Genomic DNA, 21,269 nt, shown 5'->3' with positions numbered 1-21,269 from the left:
TACGGAAGCGGGGGAGTTTTTTGCAGAAACGGGGATATTTCCGACGACATTCTCAGGTTGGTCGTCGGAAGCGCGATCTATAGCATCGGAGCTGACATTGAAGTCGTAAACGGCTTGGACGCTCAGGCCTCTGATAACGGATGGATTATGCGAACTCCCCACCTCGAATACGAAACGCCTGCTTATTCCCATCGCCTTCACTGGCGCACCGATCGTGCCAGATGCCCCATGGAGGATGTCGCCATGCCCAGCGTCAAGGTGCCCCGGCTGACGGGGGTAAAGAGGGCCGAGGGCAGACCTGTCGACTTGCTCGTGAATGGCCGGAACATAGGTGACGATGCCTTTCTGATCGTCGACCTGACCGACGAAGGTTTTGAGCTGAGCGATGTCGTCAACATGCTTTCAACCTCTGAGCTTTATCTGCAAGGCGACATGGTCAAACGCATCACCGGCAAGTCGGTCAGCACCGTACGGCGATTACTGAAGGAAGGTAAAACGGTACGGCTTGACCCGCAGCAGAGCGTCGTCGCCTACCAATATGCGTTGGTGCTGGAAAAGGCCACTCGCGCCTTCGGGAGGCAGTCACGGGCCGAGGAGTGGCTGCGCAAACCCAGCACCTACCTGAATGGGCGCGTACCGGTGGAGTTGATCCGGCATTCACTGGGTTTTCAGATGGTGGAGCAGTATCTGGGGCAGCTGATATACGGGGTTTACACATGAATCCCTTGCCCTGGGACGAGCACTGGTATGCCTGGCGGCTGGACCCCGAGGTTTATGGCGGGACGTGGGACAGCGGCATGGGTTCGAATCTCAATGGTGGCCGATGGAACATACCCGGGCGGCGAGTCGTTTATGCATCAGTCGATCCGTCGTCGGCCATTCTGGAGGTGGCAGCCAATCACAGCTTTGATGCGCTGGACAGTGAACCTTATGTGCTCACGTGTTTTGAGGTCGTCAGCGAAGCAAAAGTGAAAATCGTCCAGCCGGAGGATGTGCCGAATCCTTATTGGTTGAGCCCCGCCAAGCCTTCCCCCAATCAACAACTGTTCGCCGATGCGTTATTGGCAGAGCATCCGTTTGTACTGATTCCCTCGGCGGCAACCCGCCACTCGTGGAATCTGCTGGTGAGCTGCGAATTGGCGGAGGGGCAGTTCAGGATGGTTTCCCAGGAGCGATTTGGGCTGGATACCCGGTTGCTGAGGGAGATGGAGTTGGCCTGAGCCACACGTGCCATTTTTTGCATAACCTCATCACCCAACGGTCTAAATCGGGCTCTATAAAACGCCGCTGTCCATTGCACATCCCTGCATAAACCAAAACGCAGGGATGGCTGTTCATGATCCATTTTTCACCTGTTAGATCCCGTTTGAGCCTGGCCTTGCTGCTGGCGATCAATACCTTGCCGGCGGTCGCTGCCGAAGAGTCTACGACCCAGTTGCAACGGGTCGAAGTTACCGGCACGGCGATTCGCCGGGTCGATGCGGAAACAGCAGTACCCGTCACCATTCTGCGAGTTGAAGAACTGCGCGAGCAGGGGGTGAGCACCACCGAAGAACTGGTCAGCCGGATTTCCGCCAACCAGTCCTCGGTCGGCTCCGGTCGTTCGGTGGGTTCGAGCAGCGGCGGGGCGTCGTATGCCGATTTGCGCGGCATCGGCCCGAACAAGACGCTGGTGCTGCTCAATGGCCGGCGGCTGAGTAACAACGCGACCAATGCGATCAATGGCTCCGGGGTTGACCTGAACACCATTCCGTTCGCCGCCATCGACCGTGTCGAAGTGCTGCGTGATGGCGCCTCGGCGCTTTACGGCACCGATGCGATCGGCGGGGTGATCAACTTCATTACCAAGACCAGCCTCACCGAAGGCCAACTGAGCACCCACTACGACACGCCGACCCATGCCGGCGGTGGTGAAAGTCGTAATTTCAGCGGCAGTTGGGGCTTTGGCGATTTGCAGGATGACCGTTTCAACGTGTTCGGCGTGGTCAGTCATGACAAGCAGCAACGACTAGCTGCCGAGGATCGTGGCTACACCTACAACTATCAGCCGGGACGCGGCCTCGATTACACCTCCGGCACCGCATCGCCGGCCAACTGGAGTCAGGGCAGCAACGCCACCAATCCGCTGGCCAGTTCCGGTTGCAATGCACCGGGGTTGCTGGCGCGCAATGGCATCTGCCGCCAGAGCCTGTGGAACTACCTCGATCTGGTGCCGGAAACCGAGAAGACCTCGGCTTTCGCCAAAGCCACCGGCAAGCTGGCGGATGATCACAACGTCAGCCTCGAATACTTCTGGGCGCGCAACGAAAACCGCACGCAGATCGGCCCCGGTACGCTGATGGGCAATCAGGTCAATCCCGGCACGACGTTCTATCCCGGTAACGGCATTACCCCCGGCCCCAACGGTTTCGCCCTCGACCCGACGCAACCGGTGGATGTGAACTGGCGCGAAACCGCCGTTGGCGCGCGCCAGCACGAAGACGACAACACCGGCCAGCGTTTGCTGTTGAGCTTCGATGGCAGCGTGGTTGGGTGGGACTACAACGTCGGCGCGTCGTACAACCAGAACAAAGTGGTCAATGCCATCGAGGCCGGCTATGTCAACGACCGCGCCGTCAGCGCCGGTATTGCCAACGGCATCATCAACCCGTTTGGCGCGCAGACCTCTGCCGGGCAGGCGCTGCTGGCAGCCAACGCGGTGGACGGCGATTACTCGACGGCGGTAGGGCGGGTGAAGGCGATTGATGGACGTGTCAGTCGCGAGATCGGTGACTGGTTCGGCGCCGGCCCTTCGGCACTGGCGCTGGGTGGCGAATACCGCAAGGAAGATTTCCATCAGGACTTCGCCCAGTTCGCCGCCGATGTGCAGAGCCTGGGTGTCGACCCGAATGCCAGCGTCGCCGGGGATCGCAGCGTTTCGGCGCAATACGCCGAGGTCAACGTGCCGGTGCTCGACAGCCTGGAATTGTCCGCCGCCGTGCGCCACGACAAGTACAGCGACTTCGGCAGCACCACTAACCCGAAATACTCGTTCCGCTTTCAGCCGTTCAAGGAACTGGTGGTGCGCGGCGCCTACAGTGAAGGTTTTCGCGCACCTTCGTTGTATGAGCTGTACAACCCGAACTTCACCACGTTCACCGTCGCCAACTACAACGACCCGCGACTGTGTGCCGGTGGCAACCCGAGTAACGGCGGGATCGCCAACCGCGACTGCGCCCAGCAGTTTTACAGCCGCACCGGTGGCAATACGGACCTCAGTCCGGAAACCGCGCGCAACGTCACCCTCGGTTTCGTCTATCAACCATTCGAGCGCCTGAGCACCGGGCTGGACTTCTGGTGGATCAACATCGCCAACCAGATCGCCGAATTCCCCGAATCAGCGGTGTTCGAAAACCCGGAGCTGTATCCGGATCGTCTGGTGCGAAAGCCTGATGGCTCGATCGATCACATCGTCACCGGGCTGGCCAACCTCGGCAAGATCAAGACCAGTGGCGTCGATGTCAGCTTTGATTACCGCTTGCCGAGCACCCCGTACGGCAACTTCGGCATCGGCCTGCAAGGCACCTATGTCAGCCGTTACGAGTACCAGCAGCAGCTCAAGGGCGACTATATCGACAAGCTCGGCGATTTCCGTGGCGGCGACTTTTCCTCGGCCGGCGCCGTGGCCCGTTGGCGCCACAGCCTGACCGGCAGCTGGAACTATGGCCCCTACGGTGTGGCGCTGACCAACCGCTACACCAGCGGCTACCACGACTCCGACCGCGAGACCCACGATTACGTCGGCTCGTACAACGTCTGGGATCTGGCCGGCACCTACACCTGGCGCAAAACCCTGAGCGTGACCCTCGGCGCGAAGAACCTGTTCGACCGCGAGCCACCGTTCAGCAACCAGACCTACACCTTCCAGAGCGGCTACGACCCGAAATACGGCGACCCGTTCGGGCGGACGCTGTACACACGGGTCAATTACAAGTTCTGAGAATGTCCAGAGGCGGCGGGTTTTAGTCACTGATTGATCTAAGCCTGCTCTATAAAAATTGCCGGCCTGTTGCACATCACAGGTAGGCAGAAGGTTTGGTGACTGTACTGACCTCTTCGCGAGCAAGCCCGCTCCCACAGGGAATCTGCGGTGAGCACAACTTCCTTGTGGGAGCGGGCTTGCTCGCGAAGAGGCCAGTCGCAACACCTTGTGAAAGGACCTGCCAATGCTATCCAGGCTCATTCTGCTCAGCGCTTTTGCGCTCTCAAGCCCATCCAGTTGGGCCGCCCCGCAACCCGCGTTAACGGTCTACGGCGAAGCCCCCAAATACGCCCCGGACTTCCAGCACCTGGCCTACGCCAACCCTGACGCTCCGAAGGGTGGAACGCTGCGCCGCTCCTCGCTGGAAAGCGGCCCGTTCGATCACCTGATTCCGTACATCGACAAAGGCACCGGCGTCGCCGACATCGACGGCTGGCTCTACGCGCCGCTGGCCTATCGCAGCAAGGACGAACCCTACAGCGTCTACGGTCTGGTGGCGCAGCAGATGGAACTGGATGCGGATCGTCGCTGGCTGCGCTTCTACCTCAATCCCAAGGCCCGGTTCGACGACGGCACGCCAATCACTGCCGAAGACGTGCGTTATACCTTCGAACTGTTCACCACGCAGGGCAGCCTCAAATATCGCCAGCAGTTTCGTGACGTCGCCGAAGTGCTGGTGGAGTCACCGACGCAAGTGCGCTTCAACTTCAAGAACAACGACAGTCGCACCTTGCCGCTGGATCTGGCGACGCTGCCGGTGTTGCCCGAGCACTGGTGGCGCACCCGCAACTTCGCCGAGGGCGCCGGTTTCGAGATCCCGCCGGGCAGCGGCCCGTACCGGATCAGCGCGGTGGATGCCGGGCGCAGCGTGAAATTTCAGCGCGTCGCCGACTGGTGGGCCAAGGATCTGCCGATCACTCGTGGTCTCTATAACTTCGATCACTTGAGCGTCGAGTTCTTTGCCGACACCGATGTTTCAAGGCAGGTACTCAAGGCTGGTGGCTTTGATTACAACCGCGAGTTTTCCGCGACCAGTTACACCATCGGCTATGCCGGGGCGGCGCTGGAGCAGGGCAAATTGCTCCGCGAACATCTGGCCCCGGGTGCCGCGCAAGGTTCGCAGGGTTTCGTGTTCAATCTGCAAAAACCCATGTTTCAGGATCGCCGGGTACGGCAGGCGATCGCCATGCTCTGGGATTTCGAATGGAGCAACCGGCAAATGATGCGCAGCATGTACCTGCGCCAGCGCAGTTACTTCTCGCACAGCGCATTGGCGGCTACCGAGTTGCCGGACGCCGAGGAACTGAAAATCCTCGAACCGTGGCGCGGCAAAATCCCCGATGAGGTGTTCACCCAAGTCTTCGAAGCGCCGAAAACCGACGGCAGCGGCAACATCCGCGCCGAGCAGTTGCAAGCGTTGAAGTTGCTGGAAGCCGCCGGCTGGAAACCCCGTGGCGATCAGTTGGTGAATGCCAATGGCGAGTCGCTGCAGTTCACTTTTCTCAACGGCCAGAAGGGCTTTGAACGGCTGCTGCTGCCGTTCAAGCGCAACCTGGCGCAGATCGGCATCGGCTTCGATATTCGTCAGGTCGACACCGCGCAATACACCAACCGCGTGCGTAATCGCGACTACGACATGATCGTCGTTGGTTACCCGGTGAGTCAGGCGCCGGGGCGCGAGATGTTCAATTACTTCGGCTCCGACGGTGCCGACGATCCCGGCTCGAACAACTACATGGTGCTGCGCGATCCTGCGGTCGATGCCTTGCTCGAAGGACTGGTGCAGGCCGATAACCGCGAAAGCCTGCTGCGCCATGCCCATGCCCTGGATCGCGTGTTGCAGTGGGGTTACTACTGGATTCCCAACTATTACCCGCCGGGAATTTCCACGGTGTGGTGGAACCGTTTTGGTCGTCCGGCAACGGCGCCGCTGTATGACGCCGGGCTCGATACCTGGTGGGAAATCAGCCCGACTGCGTTGACCGCCACGCAGATGCAGCAACAGCAGAAGGAGTTCGCCCATGTGGGGTTATAGCCTGCGGCGTCTGCTGCTGATCGTGCCGACTTTGTTGGCGATTCTGCTGGTCAATTTCGTCATCGTGCAGGCTGCGCCGGGTGGCCCGGTTGAGCAGGCGATTGCGCGCTTGCAGGGCATCGGTGTCGGTGCTGCGGTGGGCGGCGGTCATGTCGAAACCATCGGCGGCGAATCCCGCGCCACTCGAGGTCTCGACCCGAAACTGGTGGCCGATATCGAGCGTCAGTACGGCTTCGACAAACCCGCCGGCGAGCGCCTGTGGCTGATGCTCAAAAGCTACGCGCAACTGGATTTCGGCCAGAGCTTTTTCCGTGGCGCCAGCGTCACCGAGCTGATCTGGCAGAAGCTGCCGGTGACATTGTCACTGGGCTTGTGGGCTACGTTGATCACCTATCTGGTGTCGATTCCGCTGGGCATCCGCAAGGCCGTGCACAACGGTTCGGCGTTCGATGTCTGGAGCAGCGTGGCGATCATCATCGGCTACGCGATGCCGGGGTTCCTGTTTGCGCTACTGCTGATCATCGTGTTCGCGGGCGGCAGCGCACTGGACTGGTTTCCGGTGCGCGGGCTGGTCTCGGACAACTTCGCCGAGCTGTCACTGTGGGGCAAAGTGGCCGATTACTTCTGGCATCTGGTGCTGCCGGTCACCGCGCTGGTGATCGGCGGATTCGCCACCCTGACGATTCTCACCAAAAACAGCTTTCTCAACGAGATCTCGCGCCTGTATGTGGTGACGGCTCGGGCCAAGGGCCTCAGCCAGCGTCAGGTGTTATACGGCCACGTGTTTCGCAACGCGATGTTGCTGGTGGTCGCCGGGCTGCCCCAAGCGCTGGTAACGGTATTTTTCGGCGGCTCGTTGCTGATCGAAGTGATCTTCTCCCTCGATGGCCTCGGCCGTCTCAGTTACGAGGCAGCGGTGTCGCGCGACTACCCGGTGGTGTTCGGTTCGCTGTTCATCTTCACCCTGTTCGGCCTGCTGATAAAACTGCTCGGCGACCTGTGCTACACGCTGGTCGACCCGCGCATCGACTTCACCGCGAGGACTGCCTGATGCTGACTCTATCTCCCATCGGCCAGCGGCGCTGGGCGCGGTTCAAGGCGCATCGGCGTGGCTGGTGGTCGCTGTGGCTGTTTCTGTTGTTGTTCGGCCTGAGCCTGGGCGGCGAGCTGATCGCCAATGACAAGCCGCTGCTGGTCGAGTATCAGGGGCAGTGGTATTTCCCGGCGTTCAAGCGCTACACCGAGCAGGATTTTGGCGGTGAGCTGCCGTTCCAGCCGGACTATCGCAGTGCGCAGGTGCGGCAACTGATTGAGGGGCAGGGCGGGCGGATGTGGTTTGCGCCGGTCCCGTTCGGTTTCGATACGGTCAATTACGACCTGACTGAGCCGGCACCGAGCCCGCCGAGCGGCGAGAACTGGCTGGGCACCGACGATCAGGCGCGGGATGTGCTGGCGCGGGTGATCTTCGGTACGCGGGTGTCGCTGCTGTTTGCCTTGGCGCTGACGGCTGCCAGTGCGCTGATCGGCATTGCGGCCGGTGCCTTGCAAGGCTATTACGGTGGCTGGGTCGATCTGCTCGGGCAGCGGTTGCTGGAGGTGTGGTCGGGGCTGCCGGTGTTGTATCTGCTGATCATTCTGTCCGGGTTCGTCGAGCCGAATTTCTGGTGGTTGCTGGGGATCATGGCGCTGTTTTCCTGGCTGAGTCTGGTCGATGTGGTGCGCGCCGAGTTTCTGCGCAGCCGCGGTCTGGAATACGTGAAAGCCGCGCGGGCGCTGGGGGTTGGCGATATGCAGGTGATCAGTCGGCACATCCTGCCCAACGCCATGAGCGCGACCCTGACCTATCTGCCGTTCATCCTCACCGGGGCGATCGCGACCTTGTCGGCGCTGGATTTTCTCGGTTTCGGCATGCCCGCCGGCAGCGCTTCGCTGGGCGAACTGATCGGCCAGGGCAAGAGCAATCTGCAAGCGCCGTGGTTGGGGCTGACGGCTTTTTTTGCCTTGGCGCTGATTCTTTCTCTATTGGTGTTCATCGGTGAGGCCTGCCGAGATGCTTATGATCCGAGGGCTTGAGATGAGCGATAACCTGATCGAAATACGCGACCTGCGTGTGGCATTCAACGGCCAGCCTGTGGTGCATGGCATCGACCTCGATATTCGTCCCGGCGAATGCCTGGCACTGGTCGGCGAGTCCGGCTCGGGCAAATCGGTGACCGCCCACAGCATCCTGCAATTGCTCGACCCGAACATCACGCGGATCGACGGCAGCATTCGTTATGCCGGCGAAGAGCTGCTCGGCGTGCATGAGCGCTATCTGCGCCAGTTACGCGGCAATCGTATTGCGATGATTTTTCAGGAGCCGATGAGCTCGCTGAATCCGCTGCACACCATCGAACGGCAACTCGGTGAGAGCCTGGCGCTGCACAAAGGCCTGGCCGGCGCGCAGGCCCGTGAAAGGATTCTTGAACTGCTCGAACTGGTGGGTATTCAGAAGCCGCGCGAACGGCTCAAGGCCTATCCGCATCAGCTCTCCGGCGGCCAGCGCCAGCGGGTGATGATCGCCATGGCGCTGGCCTGCGAGCCGCAGTTATTGATCGCCGACGAGCCGACCACCGCGCTCGATGTGACGGTGCAGCGCAGGATTCTGTTGCTGCTTAAAGAGCTGCAACAGGGCCTGGGCATGGCGCTGCTGATCATCAGCCATGACCTGAATCTGGTGCGCACCATTGCGCAGCGGGTGGCGGTGATGCGCGGTGGACGGATCGTCGAGCAGGCGTCGTGCGAGCAACTGTTCCGCGCGCCGCAGCATCCCTACAGCATCGAATTGCTCAACGCCGAGCCGGGGGGCGAAGCGCTGTGCCGGGATGTCGCGCAGGACTTGTTGCAGGTGCGCGATCTGCATGTGCGTTTTCGCCTGGGGGGCGGTTGGCTGCGGCCGAAGACTTGGTTGGCGGCGGTCAAGGGCATCGATCTAAATCTGCAGCGCGGCAAAACGCTGGGGATTGTTGGAGAGTCGGGCTCGGGCAAGTCGACCTTGGGTCAGGCGATTTTGCGCCTGATCGACGCCGAGGGCAGTATTCGTTTTGCCGGTGAGGCACTGGAGCAGTTGAGCGGCAAGCAACTGCGGCCGTTGCGCAAACGCCTGCAAGTGGTGTTTCAGGACCCGTTCGGCAGCCTCAGTCCGCGCCTGTGTGTGGAGCAGATCATTGCCGAGGGCTTGCAGGTACACAGCGACTTGAATGCTGCCGAGCGTGAGCGGGCGGTGATCGATGTGCTGCGTGAGGTTGGCCTGGATCCGGCCACCCGACATCGCTATCCGCACGAGTTCTCCGGTGGCCAGCGGCAACGGATTGCCATCGCTCGGGCGCTGGTGCTCAAGCCGGAGCTGATTCTGCTCGATGAGCCAACTTCTGCGCTGGATCGCACGGTGCAGAAGCAGATCGTTGCTTTATTGCGGCGCCTGCAGGAAGAGCACGGGCTGACTTACCTGTTCATCAGTCATGACCTGGCGGTGGTGCGGGCGCTGGCCCATGACCTGATTGTGATGAAGGATGGCGAAGTGTTGGAGCGTGGCGAGACCAGTGCGCTGTTCAGCGATGCGCAGCATCCGTATACGCAGGAGCTGTTGGCGGCATCATTTGCTGGTTGATGACAGCTCCAACGTAGTAGAAGGTGCATGCCGCGGTTTATGGTGCGCCACGTGACCAATGTGGGAGGGGGCTTGCTCCCGAAAGCAGTGTGACAGGCGGCAAAAAATGTGGCTGATACGACGCCTTCGGGAGCAAGCCCCCTCCCACCTATGACCTGTTTATGACGAAACCCGGGGGCCAGACGCAAAAATCCCGCCACAGGGGCGGGATTTTCTTCAAACCGAACGACGTCTTACGACGGGAACAGCTCGGACAGTTTCATCGACAGCATCATGTCGCCTTCAACGCGCAGCTTGCCGCCCATGAACGCCTGCATGCCGTCGGTTTCACCGCTGACGATGTCTTTCAGAGTTGCGCTGTCCAGTACCAGGGTGCAGTTGGCGTCCGGGTTTTCACCTTCCTGAATGTCGCAAGTACCGTCTTTGACGATCAGCGCGTACTGCTTGTTTTCGTCAGTGATGTTGAAACCGAAGACCAGGTCCAGACCGGCAGCAGCGGCTGGGTTGAACTTGGCTTTCATTGCTTGTACGGCATCAGCTACGGAGGTCATGGTTCGATCCTTTCTTGGGTTAGGCGCTGGTTGATTACAGCAAGGGTCACAATTATCCGGACTCAGCGGAAAGTGATGAGTTCCGGAGCCTTCAGCAGTTGCAGATGTGCGTGACTGTTGAAGGAGGCCAAAGCCACCTCGCGACCGCGGAACTTCAGCTGGTTGAGCGAGGTGTTGACGATTTGCCAATTCAGTTCAAAGGCCTGCCGGGCAGGTATTTGGGTAATCAGATGGAGCAGGGCGGTGATGGTGCCGCCGGAGGTGAATACGGCGATTTTCTGGTTGCCGTCGGCCTGTTCGAGGATGCGGTGCAATCCGCCCCGTACTCGCTCGACAAAACCCAGCCAGCTCTCCAGCCCGGGGGGGTCGTAGGTGCCCGCCAGCCAGCGCTCGATCACCAGAGCGAAGATGCGCTGGAACTCGGCGCGGTTCTGCGCTGCGTTGCGCAGAATGTCGATGGCTTCCGGTTCGTCGTCGAGCATGGCTGGAATCAGGGCGCGGATCACGGCGTCGGCATCGAATTCGTTGAACGCCGAATCGGTCACCAGCGTCGGTACCGCCAGGCCCTTGGCGCTGAATTGCTCCAGCGCACTGGTGGCCGTGTGTTGCTGACGGCGCAGGTCGCCGGCCAGACAGCGATCGAAACGGATTCCCAGCTCGGCGAGGTGCTGGCCGAGGATCTCTGCCTGACGCACGCCGATGGGCGACAGGACGTCATAGTCGTCTGCACCAAAGGAGGCCTGGCCATGTCGAATCAGATAGATGCTGCCCACGTCCGCGTCATCCCGGTACGTTGAAGGTTTGGCGAGGTTATGAGGATGACGGAGTGCTGTCAATGAAAAAACATACGCTTGTTTGAAATGCTCGTTACAGGCCTGTTGCCAGAGGTTTCACGGCTGGCCGACGGGGCGAGGCATGGGTATGCTGCAACCATCCCGCGCGTGTTTTGCATCCGCGCATTGTTTTAAGGAGTCTCTGTGGAGTTTTTCACCGAATACGCCAGCTTTCTGGCCAAGACCGTAACGCTGGTGGTCGCCATCCTGGTGGTGCTCGCCAGTTTTGCTGCATTGCGCAGCAAGGGCCGGCGCAAGTCGGCGGGGCAGCTGCAGGTCAGCAAGCTCAACGATTTCTATAAAGGCTTGCGTGAACGTCTGGAGCAGACCCTGCTCGACAAGGATCAGCTCAAGGCCTTGCGCAAGGGCCAGGCCAAATCGGAAAAGACCGAGAAGAAGCAGAAGAACAAACCCGAAAGCAAATCCCGGGTGTTCGTGCTGGATTTCGACGGTGATATCAAGGCCTCGGCCACCGAGAGCCTGCGTCACGAAATCACCGCACTCCTGACCCTCGCCACGCCGAAGGACGAAGTGGTGCTGCGTCTGGAAAGCGGTGGCGGCATGGTCCACAGCTACGGTCTGGCGTCGTCGCAACTGGCACGTATCCGCGAGGCCGGCGTGCCATTGACGGTGTGCATCGACAAGGTCGCCGCCAGCGGCGGTTACATGATGGCGTGCATTGGCGAGAAGATCATCAGCGCGCCATTCGCGATTCTTGGCTCGATCGGCGTGGTGGCGCAGTTGCCCAACGTCAATCGTCTGCTGAAAAAGCACGACATCGATTTCGAAGTGCTGACCGCCGGTGAGTACAAACGCACCCTGACCGTGTTCGGCGAAAACACCGAGAAGGGCCGGGAGAAGTTCCAGGAAGACCTGGACATCACCCATCAGTTGTTCAAGAACTTCGTTTCCCGTTATCGCCCGCAACTGGCCATCGACGAAGTGGCCACCGGTGAGGTCTGGCTTGGTGTTGCAGCGCTGGACAAACAACTGGTCGACGAACTCAAGACCAGCGATGAATACTTGGCCGACCGGGCGAAGAAAGCCGAGGTTTATCACCTGCATTACGCCGAGCGTAAAAGCCTGCAGGAGCGCATCGGCATGGCCGCCAGCGGTTCAGTGGATCGCGTGCTGCTGAGCTGGTGGAGCCGCTTGACCCAGCAACGCTTCTGGTAAGAAAAGGCCAAAGAAAAACCCCTTTTACTGTAACGGTGAAAGGGGTTTTTTTATGGTGGCGGTATATATGTATGGTTTAAGTTTGAATAGTTGATTTGAATTTAAGATTTTTAATCGGTAATTCGCGCTTTTATTAAAAGTCCTGCTCGATAAGCTGTTGCTACTTTCAGCTTTCGAGATGTTCAGTATGTCTTCTTTGTCTGACCAGGCTGTCACGCCTGTATTAACGCCCGAACAAAAAGGCATGTTCTTTGAGTTGATCAAGAACAATGCTCCCGGCTGGCTGCTGTCAGCATCGGATGAACTGCGTCAAACACTTTATCAAAGCATCATGGCCAGCCACCGCGCCCAGAGTGAAGTGGACCCGTTTCTGAAGAACCTCAAGTCTCCAGAAGAGTTTTGCGCACCGTTACTGGCCAGCGCCATGTCGCAAAAGCTCGGCAACTCGCTGGATATCGGCGGGGTGATCTTTCAGCACGTGCGCTCCACCTCCAGTCTGTTGGGCTTGCGCAGGAAACTGGTGTTGCCAGTTGATCGGGATCTGCTCACGGCCGCCTGCGAAAACTTCGAACTCAGCGAGACTCAGGCCACAAATTATAACGATACCTCCTTGATCTATATTCCCGAAAAAGTAACCGGTCGAGAGGCGAATATATTATCGATCCGGCCCCACGAGTTTGCGCTGTTGTGTCGAACCCTGGACTTGGGCAAGCAATATCAGACTCATCTTCGTGCGGTCTTCAATGTGGAGGCTGAGACCGATCCGTTGCGCGGCAAGTTTACTGCGAACCTGCGGTGTCGGTTCGAAGTGGATCGGCACGTCGCATTGATGAAAAAACATATCAGTCTCGAAGTACATGAGATGTTGCAGGCAGTCAAGGATAACCAGGCCACGATCAAACTGGGCAACAACACCCTGGGTTATCAGGGCTTGCAGATGCTGGGTGTCACACTTAACGGTGTGCTGTTTATCGGCCCGGTGAGTGAGCACGCCGATGACGACTATCGATGCGTTGTTTACCTGCCAGGTGATCCGTTGCACCCGCTCAAGGAGTATTCATCCTTCAGCGATTTCGAGAAACAGTTGAGCCAGCGGTTGAAAGGCGCAGCGTTTCGCCAATTCTTCATGCGCTACATCAAGATCAGTGAGCGCGCAGCGTGGGTGACCGAACTCGATGGGCGTTTATATCCGCACAGTCATTCAATCCTGCCTCGTGCTGCGTTCTACGTGACGTTGTCCGGCATCGATTTTGCGGGTGACCCGTTCAGCCTGATGTATCGCCAGCACGCCGAACAGACCATGGCCGACGCTCGGCTCGTAGTGGTCCCAACGGACGATGAAGACGAGAAAACCCGGCTGGCCCGACTGGACACCTATAAGGCAATCGGGGTCGACCTGCTATTGGTCGCTGTATCGTTCATACCTGTAGTCGGAGAGGCTCTGTTGGCGGTGACCGCGGTGCAGTTGCTCTCGCAGGTCTATGAAGGGATTGCCAGTTGGTCCAGAGGCGAGCAGGAGCAGGCGACGGATTACTTTTTCGATGTCGTCGAAAACCTGATCCTGATGGCGGCTTTCGCTGCGAGTACCAGGGCGGTGGGCGCAGCGTTCAAAGTCGTCAGGTCATCGGCTTTTATCGAGCGCTTGCGCATGGTCAAAATGGCTTCGGGGCAGTCTCGCCTCTGGAAGCCTGACCTGCACGTGTATCAACAGCGTCGGGCCTTGCCTGCCGGAGTGCGTCGCGATGGTCGCGGCTTGCGTTGGGTCGATGGCCAGGCGTACCTGACGCTCGATGACCTGCACTATGCGGTGCGCCCCGAGCCTCAGACCGGGCTGTGGGAAGTACAGGCGCCGCCGGAATCGGCGAGCCGCTATTCACCGCTGCTCGAAACCAACGATCGGGGGGCCTGGCGTCATGACAGCGAGCTGGTTCAGGACTGGGATCGATTGAAGCTGTTTCGCCGCTTCGGCCATCCCCGCGAGGAGCTGTCCGATGCCAGAGCGCTGCAGGCTCTGGCTGTCAGCGGTATCGAAGACAGCGTGTTGCGTCAGATCCATGTAGATCGCGGTCATCCGCCGGCCTTGCTGCTCGACACGGTGTGGCGATTTCGCGCCGATGCAGCGGTGACGGAGTTTATCGAGCAACTGCAGATTCCGTTGTCGGCACCCATGGCGGATGCTGACCTGCAATTGCACCTGCTGACGACCTCGGCCAGTTGGCCGGCAGACTGCGTTATCAGCGTCGTCGATGCAGCGGGCACGCCAATCAATCGTTATGGCGCTACCACCGCCACCACGATCCTGAAGATAACCCAGCAGGATGTGCATCGGGGGAAACTGTACCGTTCTCTGCTGCCTGCGCTCGGCAGCCAGCGGCGCAAGACCTTGCTCGGCCTGACGAGCCAGGATTCGGCGGTTCAGACGCGCAAACTGGTGCAAATCGTCGGCGAACAGGCACAAGGGCGACGGGAGCCGTTGTTCCAGCGAATTTATCGACGCCACGAAGCGCCGAGCAATGGTCGGGTGGCGTTGCTGATGAAGACCTTTGCCGATCTGCCTGCCAGTGTTGCCGAGGAGTTGGCGGGCAGTGCCCTGGATGGCGAAGCGCAGGAGCTGGACGCTGCCCGCGTACCATTGCGGCTGGCGCAGGAGGTGCGCCGCTATCAACAGGCGATTGCTGTGTGTCGAGCCTATGAAGGCCTGTACCTGGAGAGTGGCGGTGGTCACAGTACCAATCGCCTGGTGCTCGATACCCTTGAACATTTGCCGGGCTGGTCAGGGGCTTCAGCGATCGAGATACAGGAGTGGTCGGGCAGTCACGGCAGTGTTGCAACGACGGCGTCAAGCTCATCCAGTGAGCGGGTGATCATCAATGTGTTGGCGGACCGCATCAGCGTTCTGCAGGGTACTGATGCTGCGCTGAAAACATTTTCCGGGCGCACCCGCGAGCATTATTTCCAGGCCCTCTGGCATGGGTTGTCGGCGCAACGCAAGGTCGCGTTGGGCCTGTCGATCGAGGCCGGGGCGAACGGGCTACGGGAGAAAATCACCGAACTTGCCATGCAACGGCGAACAACGTTTGCCAGAACCATGGGCGACCGTCCCGGCGACTATTCGCCGATGGCCCTGGCTGACCGGCCCCCGGCAGGGCCTTGGGCGAACTCAGGTGTGAGCGTTTCAGTGATGGTGCGCCGTATTCAGGAACTCTACCCGGCCCATTCCCCTGCACAGATCCATGCGCTACTCAACGTCTTGGGCCGCAATGAGATCCTGGTGCTGATGAAACTGGAATTGCTGCGCCTGGAGTTTCTCGGTATTCGCGAAGTCCTGAGTCGTTGGGTGACGCGGCAAACGCAGTACAACGGGATCGATGGCGCATTGCTTGATGTTCCACAGTCGGCGAAGTCCCGGGCCATGCGCGCGATCATCCGCTGCTGGCGCAGAGAGCCGGGGGGCTCGGGAGACGCGCCACCCGACACGTTGATCTTCGCCCCGGAGCCTTTGGGAGAGTTGCCAGTGCTGGTCGGGGATTTCAGCCACGTTACGCATCTGGTCATGGACGGCACTACGCCGCTGGGGCTGACGGCATTTTTGCGTCATTTCAGAAATTTGCGCAGCCTTTCCCTGAGGGGGAACCAATTGACCCAGTTACCGATGGCATTGGCGCGCATGCCCTGGTTGACGCATCTGGATCTGAGCGAGAACCGTATTCGTCTATCTTCTGCATCGGTGCCGTCCCTGGCGCAATTGAAAAAGCTGCGGGTGCTGAGCCTGGACTTCAATGTTGATCTTGCGCATGCCCCGGATGTCAGCTCACTGCCGGATCTGGAAAGACTGCGCTTGCGCGGTTGCGCAATCGATCATTGGCCCGAGGGAACCACCGGTTTGCAACGACCGCAACTGATCGATCTGCGCGATAACCAGATAAGCACGGTGCCGGAGGCGGTACTCAGGGCTCCGTTGGTGGTCACCCGCGCCGTTCGCCTGATGGGTAACCCCTTGTCGCCTGACTCTTTGCGACAGATTGCGACGTATCAGCAGGCGAACAGCGTCAGTTTCGGTGTAATGGCCCGGGTCTATCGACATCAGCCGCTACTCGGCGTGTCGTATGAAGGCCAGAGTGCGCGCTGGCTGACCGGCAGGCCTGCCGTCGAAGCGATACCGCGTAGCGTTACCTGGGAGGCTGTACGGGCAGCGCCCGGCTCGCGGGATTTCTTCAATGTTCTTTCACAGTTGATCCACACGGCCGATTACACCCGGTTGTACCCGTATTTCAGCCAGCGTGTGTGGAATGTGGTCGAGGCGGCCGCTGAAGACACGCGGCTGCGCAGCGAATTGTTCCGCACGGCGCGCGTCGCCACCAGTGTCGATGGCTATTCTGCGGTGTTCAGTGAGATGGAAGTCCAGGTGCTGTGTTATCGAGCCACGGTCGCGGCCGGGATCGATGGCGCGCCGCTGGAGCGGCAACTGACGCATCTGCTCAGAGGCTTGTTTCGCCTGCAAACGCTGGAAGAGCAGACCTTGGCAGAGATCAACACCCGCGCCCAACCGAGTGTCTACGAGCATGCGCTCGAATTCAGTCTGGCCTATCGGGTGGGGCTGGCGGAGCGCCTGAATTTGCCTGGGCAGCCAAGGGCGATGAGCAGCCCGTTGAATGTCGAGGTATCGCAGGTAGAACTGGATCAGGCTTATCAGGCCGTCATGCGTATCGAAGGCTCTTCGGCGTTTCCCGAATGGTGTATCGGCCAGCGATTCTGGGTCGAATTTCTCGAATCGGCGCATCCCGACGCTTTCGCCCTTGTCTATGTTCGGACCTCGCGGGCCTTGGCGCGTCTGGAGGAGCAGGCGGAGCTGACGCGCGACCAGGCAGCGGTACAGATGAATGCGATTCACGACAATTTCAGAAATGAACGTCAGGTGCTGATTCGCCAGCTCACCGATCAGGCACTGGTGCGCCATCCGGCCAATGAGCTGGCCAGTTCGGATACAGAAGAGGAGGGGAGTACGCCTTGAGCAGGTGCTCAAGGCGTATTCGATCAGCGGCGACGGAACAGCGGCAGCGGTTCGTCGGTGGCGGCCTGGTAGGTCACCGAGAAGTCTTTCAGGCTTTCCAGCGCATCGTACGGGTCCTTGTCGGCGCGCAGGGCGAACGCATCGAAACCGCAACGGTGCATGTAGAACAGCTGGTCGCGTAGCACATCGCCAATCGCCCGCAGTTCACCTTTGAAACCGTAACGGTCACGCAGCAGGCGGGCGTTGGAGTAGTTGCGGCCGTCAGTGAAGGCCGGAAAATTCAGCGCGATCACCTGGAATTGCGCGACGTCGTCACCGATTTCCTCGGCTTCTTCATCGGCGTCCAGCCACACACCCAGCCCGCCGTCGCGGGCCTTGAGCGCGTGAGCATGATCACGCCACAGGGCCAGCGGCACGATCAGGTCGTCGCAGTTGGAGATGCCATCGAGGGTCGCGTCCTTGGGCAGCAGGTGCCAGGTTTCGTCGACGACTTCGTTGTTCTTAATGATTCGCTGCATAGACGCGTTCCTTGAAGAGGTCGATGCCAATACGCTGGTAGGTGTCGATGAAGCGCTCGTCTTCGGTACGTTGTTCAACGTACACGTCGATCAGCTTCGAGATCACGTCCGGCATGTCGTCCTGGGCGAAGGACGGGCCGAGGATCTTGCCCAGGCTCGCGTCACGGCTGGCGCTGCCACCGAGGGACACCTGGTAGAACTCTTCACCTTTCTTGTCCACCCCGAGGATGCCGATGTGGCCGACGTGGTGGTGACCACAGGCGTTCATGCAACCAGAGATGTTCAGGTCCAGCTCACCGATGTCGAACAGATAGTCCAGGTCGTCGAAACGGCGCTGGATCGATTCGGCGATCGGGATCGACTTGGCGTTGGCCAGCGAGCAGAAATCACCGCCCGGGCAGCAGATGATGTCGGTCAGCAGGCCGATGTTCGGCGTGGCAAAACCGCTTTCACGCAGCTCGCCCCACAGGGTGAACAACTGGCTCTGCTCGACATCGGCGAGAATGATGTTCTGCTCGTGGGACGTGCGCAGTTGACCGAAACTGTAGCGCTCGGCCAGATCGGCGACGGCGTCCAGCTGCTTGTCGGTGATGTCGCCCGGAGCAACGCCGGTCGGCTTCAGCGACAGGGTCACGGCCACATAACCCGGCTTCTTGTGCGCCAGGGTGTTGCGCGAGCGCCAGCGGGCGAAACCCGGATGCTCCTTGTCGAGTTCGGTCAGGGCGGCGGTCTGATTCTCCAGCGCCTTGTAGTCCGGATCGACGAAGTGTTTGGCGACACGATGCAGCTCGGCTTCGGTCAGCGTGGTCTGGCCACCGCGCAGGTGCTCCATCTCGGCATCGACTTTCTGCGCGAACACCTCAGGGGTCAGCGCCTTGACGAGGATCTTGATCCGCGCCTTGTATTTGTTGTCGCGACGGCCATAGCGGTTGTACACCCGCAGGATGGCGTCGAGGTAGCTCAACAGGTCCTGCCACGGCAGGAACTCGTTGATGAACGCGCCGACCACCGGGGTACGGCCCAGGCCACCGCCGACCAGTACACGGAAACCCAGTTCGCCGGCGGCGTTGTGTACCGGCTCAAGGCCGATGTCGTGGACTTCGATGGCCGCACGGTCAGCGGTCGAACCGTTGACGGCGATCTTGAACTTGCGCGGCAGGTAGGCGAATTCCGGGTGGAATGTAGTCCACTGACGGACGATTTCGCACCATGGGCGTGGGTCGATCAGTTCATCGGCGGCGACACCGGCGAACTGGTCGGTGGTGACGTTGCGCAGGCAGTTGCCGCTGGTCTGGATCGCGTGCATCTGCACGGTGGCCAGTTCCGCGAGGATGTCCGGGATGTCTTCCACCGCCGGCCAGTTGAACTGCACGTTCTGCCGGGTACTGATGTGGGCGTAGCCCTTGTCGTAGTCGCGGGCAATCTTGGCCATCATGCGCACCTGACGGGAGGTCAGCTGGCCGTAAGGCACCGCCACGCGCAACATCGGCGCAAAACGCTGGATGTAGAGGCCATTTTGCAGGCGCAGGGGGCGGAATTCTTCTTCGCTCAGCTCGCCTGCCAGATAGCGTCGGGTCTGATCACGGAACTGCTTGACGCGGTCCTCGATGATCCGCTGATCGTACTCGTCGTATACGTACATATAAGTCCTGTTCTCAGGCTTTGGGCTACTCGGAAAACGCTGCGTTTTCGCTTGCTGGAGTCCGATGGTGCCTCGGCAATTACGCGCGCACGGCCGCGCACTCCCTAACGGAGCCGGGGCAATATACCCGTTTGCAGTTATGCGCAAAAGTGATGTTTGAGTATATGTAAAGAACCAAATCGCCTAACGAGAATAGTTGTTGATTAATCCACATTTGTCGCGGGGACAATCATCGTCTTAACTGTGATCGAGTCTTTCTGCAATCACCGATAAAACCGACAAGAGGCGATGCAATGAGCAATCCGACCAAGGCAAGAAAAAGCGATAGCAGTGTCGATGCTTGGGCCATTCTGTTCCTGATAATTCTGGTCGTAGGGACAGCGGTATTCTGGGTCAGTCATCAGTAAACGACCGATTCGGGCCCGCTTCCGACAATTGTCGGACAAAAGCGGGATCAGGCGTCAATAGCCGTAGGTTCGAAGGCTATAATGCGCGGCCATTTTTCCCTGGGCCCGGATTTTTCATGTTGAAGTTTGTCCATCTCAGCCTGCTGCTGTTCGGCGCGGCTGTCAGCGTCGCAGCGAAAGCGGAGTCGGTGCTGTTCCTCAATCCTGGGTCAACTCAGGAAGCCTTCTGGGTTAGCTATTCGCAATTCATGCAGGCGGCGGCCCGCGACCTGGGTGTCGATTTGCAGATTCTCTATTCCCAGCGCCAGCCCGAACTCACCGTGGCCCAGGCCAGAATTGCTCTGCAGGGGCCGAACCGTCCCGACTATCTGATGTTCGTCAACGAGCAGTATGTTGCACCACAGATCCTGCGGCTGGCGCAAGGCAGCGGCGTCAAGCTGTTCATGGTCAACGCGGTGCTGACCCCCGATCAGCAGGCGCTGGTCGGCGAGCGTACCGATCGCATCGGCAGCCTGGTGCCGAATGACGAAGAGGGCGGCTACCTGATGATGAAGGAACTGATTCGCCTGCATCCGCCGGTCGCACGCGACCAGCCGATCGAGGTGCTGGCGTTTTCCGGCCTCAAAGTCACGCCGTCGGCGCAATTGCGCGAACGTGGCATGCAGCGCGCTCTGGCCGAGCATCCACAGGTGCGACTGCGGCAACTGGTGTACAGCGGCTGGACCCGGCAGCGCGCCTATGAACAGGCGCGGCAACTGGTCAACCGCTATCCAGAGGTGTCGCTGGTGTGGTCGGCCAATGATGAAATGGCCTTCGGCGCCATGCGCGCGTTTGCCGAAGCCGGCAAAGTCCCCGGCAAAGACGTGCTGTTCAGCGCCGTCAACACCTCGCCCGAGGCGTTGCAGGCGCTGGTCGATGGACGCTTGAGCGCGCTGGTGGGCGGGCACTTCACGCTGGGTGGCTGGGCGTTGGTGGAGTTGCACGACTACGATCAGGGCGTCGATCTGAATCGTTATGGCGGACGTGACCGGCAATTGTCGCTGCTGCAACTGATCGACAAGCATCAGGCGCAGCAAATGCTGGCCATGGGCGCCGCGCCGGATTACGGCGTGAGTTTTCGCAAACTCTCTGCCAAGGGGCGCCCCGCGGCGTATCGCTATCCGTTCGGCCTGCAGATCCTGATGCACTGAGCGCCGTCAGACCCCGGCGAAATGCAGCACCAGTTTGACAATGGCAAACAGCGTCAAGGCGAACACGGCGGTGAAGCCGATCCCCAGGACCACGAAATGGCTGGGCTTGCCATGGGTGAAGTCCCTTGCCCGGTTCTTCCCGCTTTGCACACCGAATGCTGCAGCCATCACGCTGTGCAGCATTTGCCAGAAGCTCGGTGGCTTGTTGTCGACTGGATCGTCCATAAATCCCCCGT

Annotated in this window: 15 protein-coding genes; 10 read left to right on the top strand and 5 right to left on the bottom strand. The window is 59.9% G+C overall.

The features are described 5' to 3' along the window. Window positions 1-243: 243 nt before the first annotated feature. The 7 genes from CKW11_RS02835 (at window position 244) to CKW11_RS02805 (ending at window position 9,705) form a co-directional block, all read left to right on the top strand. Complete coding sequence (locus tag CKW11_RS02835) at window positions 244-720, top strand: antitoxin Xre/MbcA/ParS toxin-binding domain-containing protein (RefSeq protein ID WP_177439966.1); 477 nt, start codon at window positions 244-246, stop codon at window positions 718-720. After that, window positions 717-1,220 (top strand): RES family NAD+ phosphorylase, encoded by a 504-nt coding sequence (locus tag CKW11_RS02830; protein ID WP_027613695.1) that lies wholly within the window; start codon window positions 717-719, stop codon window positions 1,218-1,220. Before CKW11_RS02835 ends, CKW11_RS02830 begins: the two co-directional genes overlap by 4 nt. Window positions 1,221-1,336: 116 nt before the next feature. Continuing rightward, the gene (locus CKW11_RS02825; protein WP_095136249.1) at window positions 1,337-3,979 is read left to right on the top strand and encodes a TonB-dependent receptor; all 2,643 of its coding nucleotides are present in this window, start codon (window positions 1,337-1,339) and stop codon (window positions 3,977-3,979) included. A gap of 226 nt (window positions 3,980-4,205) precedes the next feature. Beyond that, on the top strand, window positions 4,206-6,056 hold the full coding sequence (locus tag CKW11_RS02820) for an extracellular solute-binding protein (RefSeq protein ID WP_095136235.1): 1,851 nt from the start codon (window positions 4,206-4,208) through the stop codon (window positions 6,054-6,056). Then, window positions 6,043-7,107 carry a microcin C ABC transporter permease YejB gene (locus CKW11_RS02815; protein ID WP_095136233.1) on the top strand — a complete coding sequence of 355 codons (1,065 nt, stop codon included), beginning with the start codon at window positions 6,043-6,045 and terminating at the stop codon, window positions 7,105-7,107. Before CKW11_RS02820 ends, CKW11_RS02815 begins: the two co-directional genes overlap by 14 nt. Next, window positions 7,107-8,129: an ABC transporter permease gene (locus CKW11_RS02810; RefSeq protein WP_095136231.1), complete on the top strand. Its 1,023-nt coding sequence runs from the start codon at window positions 7,107-7,109 to the stop codon at window positions 8,127-8,129. The genes CKW11_RS02815 and CKW11_RS02810 overlap by 1 nt, the downstream gene beginning before the upstream one ends. A 1-nt stretch (window position 8,130) precedes the next feature. Continuing rightward, window positions 8,131-9,705 carry an ABC transporter ATP-binding protein gene (locus CKW11_RS02805; protein WP_095136229.1) on the top strand — a complete coding sequence of 525 codons (1,575 nt, stop codon included), beginning with the start codon at window positions 8,131-8,133 and terminating at the stop codon, window positions 9,703-9,705. A 233-nt stretch (window positions 9,706-9,938) separates the two neighbouring features. On the opposite strand, the gene CKW11_RS02800 is transcribed toward CKW11_RS02805, so the two are convergent. Together CKW11_RS02800 and CKW11_RS02795 are read right to left on the bottom strand one after the other, a co-directional pair. Beyond that, window positions 9,939-10,256, bottom strand: a complete 318-nt coding sequence (locus CKW11_RS02800; protein WP_095136227.1) for an SCP2 sterol-binding domain-containing protein — start codon at window positions 10,254-10,256, stop codon at window positions 9,939-9,941. Window positions 10,257-10,318: 62 nt separating this feature from the next. Continuing rightward, window positions 10,319-11,029 carry a histidine phosphatase family protein gene (locus CKW11_RS02795; RefSeq protein WP_095136225.1) on the bottom strand — a complete coding sequence of 237 codons (711 nt, stop codon included), beginning with the start codon at window positions 11,027-11,029 and terminating at the stop codon, window positions 10,319-10,321. 204 nt (window positions 11,030-11,233) lie between these two features. Between CKW11_RS02795 and sohB the strand changes: the two genes are divergently transcribed. Further along, window positions 11,234-12,265 carry a protease SohB gene (gene sohB / locus CKW11_RS02790; protein WP_095136223.1) on the top strand — a complete coding sequence of 344 codons (1,032 nt, stop codon included), beginning with the start codon at window positions 11,234-11,236 and terminating at the stop codon, window positions 12,263-12,265. A gap of 178 nt (window positions 12,266-12,443) precedes the next feature. Next, window positions 12,444-17,276: a dermonecrotic toxin domain-containing protein gene (locus CKW11_RS02785; RefSeq protein WP_256582015.1), complete on the top strand. Its 4,833-nt coding sequence runs from the start codon at window positions 12,444-12,446 to the stop codon at window positions 17,274-17,276. Window positions 17,277-17,299: 23 nt separating this feature from the next. Here the strand turns inward: CKW11_RS02785 and CKW11_RS02780 are convergent, their stop codons facing one another. Together CKW11_RS02780 and CKW11_RS02775 are read right to left on the bottom strand one after the other, a co-directional pair. After that, window positions 17,300-17,794 (bottom strand): DUF934 domain-containing protein, encoded by a 495-nt coding sequence (locus CKW11_RS02780; protein WP_095136219.1) that lies wholly within the window; start codon window positions 17,792-17,794, stop codon window positions 17,300-17,302. After that, window positions 17,778-19,436, bottom strand: coding sequence for a nitrite/sulfite reductase (locus tag CKW11_RS02775; RefSeq protein ID WP_095136217.1), 1,659 nt, complete (start codon window positions 19,434-19,436; stop codon window positions 17,778-17,780). Before CKW11_RS02775 ends, CKW11_RS02780 begins: the two co-directional genes overlap by 17 nt. A gap of 523 nt (window positions 19,437-19,959) precedes the next feature. Here CKW11_RS02775 and CKW11_RS02770 point away from each other — a divergent pair. Then, on the top strand, window positions 19,960-21,033 hold the full coding sequence (locus tag CKW11_RS02770; protein ID WP_095136215.1) for an ABC transporter substrate-binding protein: 1,074 nt from the start codon (window positions 19,960-19,962) through the stop codon (window positions 21,031-21,033). A 6-nt stretch (window positions 21,034-21,039) separates the two neighbouring features. Here CKW11_RS02770 and CKW11_RS02765 read toward each other — a convergent pair whose 3' ends face one another. Then, window positions 21,040-21,258, bottom strand: coding sequence for a DUF2970 domain-containing protein (locus tag CKW11_RS02765; protein ID WP_095136213.1), 219 nt, complete (start codon window positions 21,256-21,258; stop codon window positions 21,040-21,042). Window positions 21,259-21,269: the final 11 nt, after the last annotated feature.

Origin of the sequence: Pseudomonas sp. Irchel s3a10 (genome assembly GCF_900187525.1) — a bacterium.
In the GTDB taxonomy this organism is placed as follows: Bacteria; Pseudomonadota; Gammaproteobacteria; order Pseudomonadales; family Pseudomonadaceae; genus Aquipseudomonas; species Aquipseudomonas koreensis_G.
Note: the sequence above shows the minus strand (reverse complement) of the source record. Positions and strands in the feature narration are given on the sequence as shown.

Coding starts and splice junctions, on each gene's coding strand:
- CKW11_RS02835 (WP_177439966.1), top strand. CDS start 244: ATGCCCAGCGTCAAGGTGCCCCGGCTGACGGGGGTAAAGAGGGCCGAG.
- CKW11_RS02830 (WP_027613695.1), top strand. CDS start 717: ATGAATCCCTTGCCCTGGGACGAGCACTGGTATGCCTGGCGGCTGGAC.
- CKW11_RS02825 (WP_095136249.1), top strand. CDS start 1,337: ATGATCCATTTTTCACCTGTTAGATCCCGTTTGAGCCTGGCCTTGCTG.
- CKW11_RS02820 (WP_095136235.1), top strand. CDS start 4,206: ATGCTATCCAGGCTCATTCTGCTCAGCGCTTTTGCGCTCTCAAGCCCA.
- CKW11_RS02815 (WP_095136233.1), top strand. CDS start 6,043: ATGTGGGGTTATAGCCTGCGGCGTCTGCTGCTGATCGTGCCGACTTTG.
- CKW11_RS02810 (WP_095136231.1), top strand. CDS start 7,107: ATGCTGACTCTATCTCCCATCGGCCAGCGGCGCTGGGCGCGGTTCAAG.
- CKW11_RS02805 (WP_095136229.1), top strand. CDS start 8,131: ATGAGCGATAACCTGATCGAAATACGCGACCTGCGTGTGGCATTCAAC.
- CKW11_RS02800 (WP_095136227.1), bottom strand. CDS start 10,256: ATGACCTCCGTAGCTGATGCCGTACAAGCAATGAAAGCCAAGTTCAAC.
- CKW11_RS02785 (WP_256582015.1), top strand. CDS start 12,444: ATGTTCAGTATGTCTTCTTTGTCTGACCAGGCTGTCACGCCTGTATTA.
- CKW11_RS02780 (WP_095136219.1), bottom strand. CDS start 17,794: ATGCAGCGAATCATTAAGAACAACGAAGTCGTCGACGAAACCTGGCAC.
- CKW11_RS02775 (WP_095136217.1), bottom strand. CDS start 19,436: ATGTACGTATACGACGAGTACGATCAGCGGATCATCGAGGACCGCGTC.
- CKW11_RS02770 (WP_095136215.1), top strand. CDS start 19,960: ATGTTGAAGTTTGTCCATCTCAGCCTGCTGCTGTTCGGCGCGGCTGTC.
- CKW11_RS02765 (WP_095136213.1), bottom strand. CDS start 21,258: ATGGACGATCCAGTCGACAACAAGCCACCGAGCTTCTGGCAAATGCTG.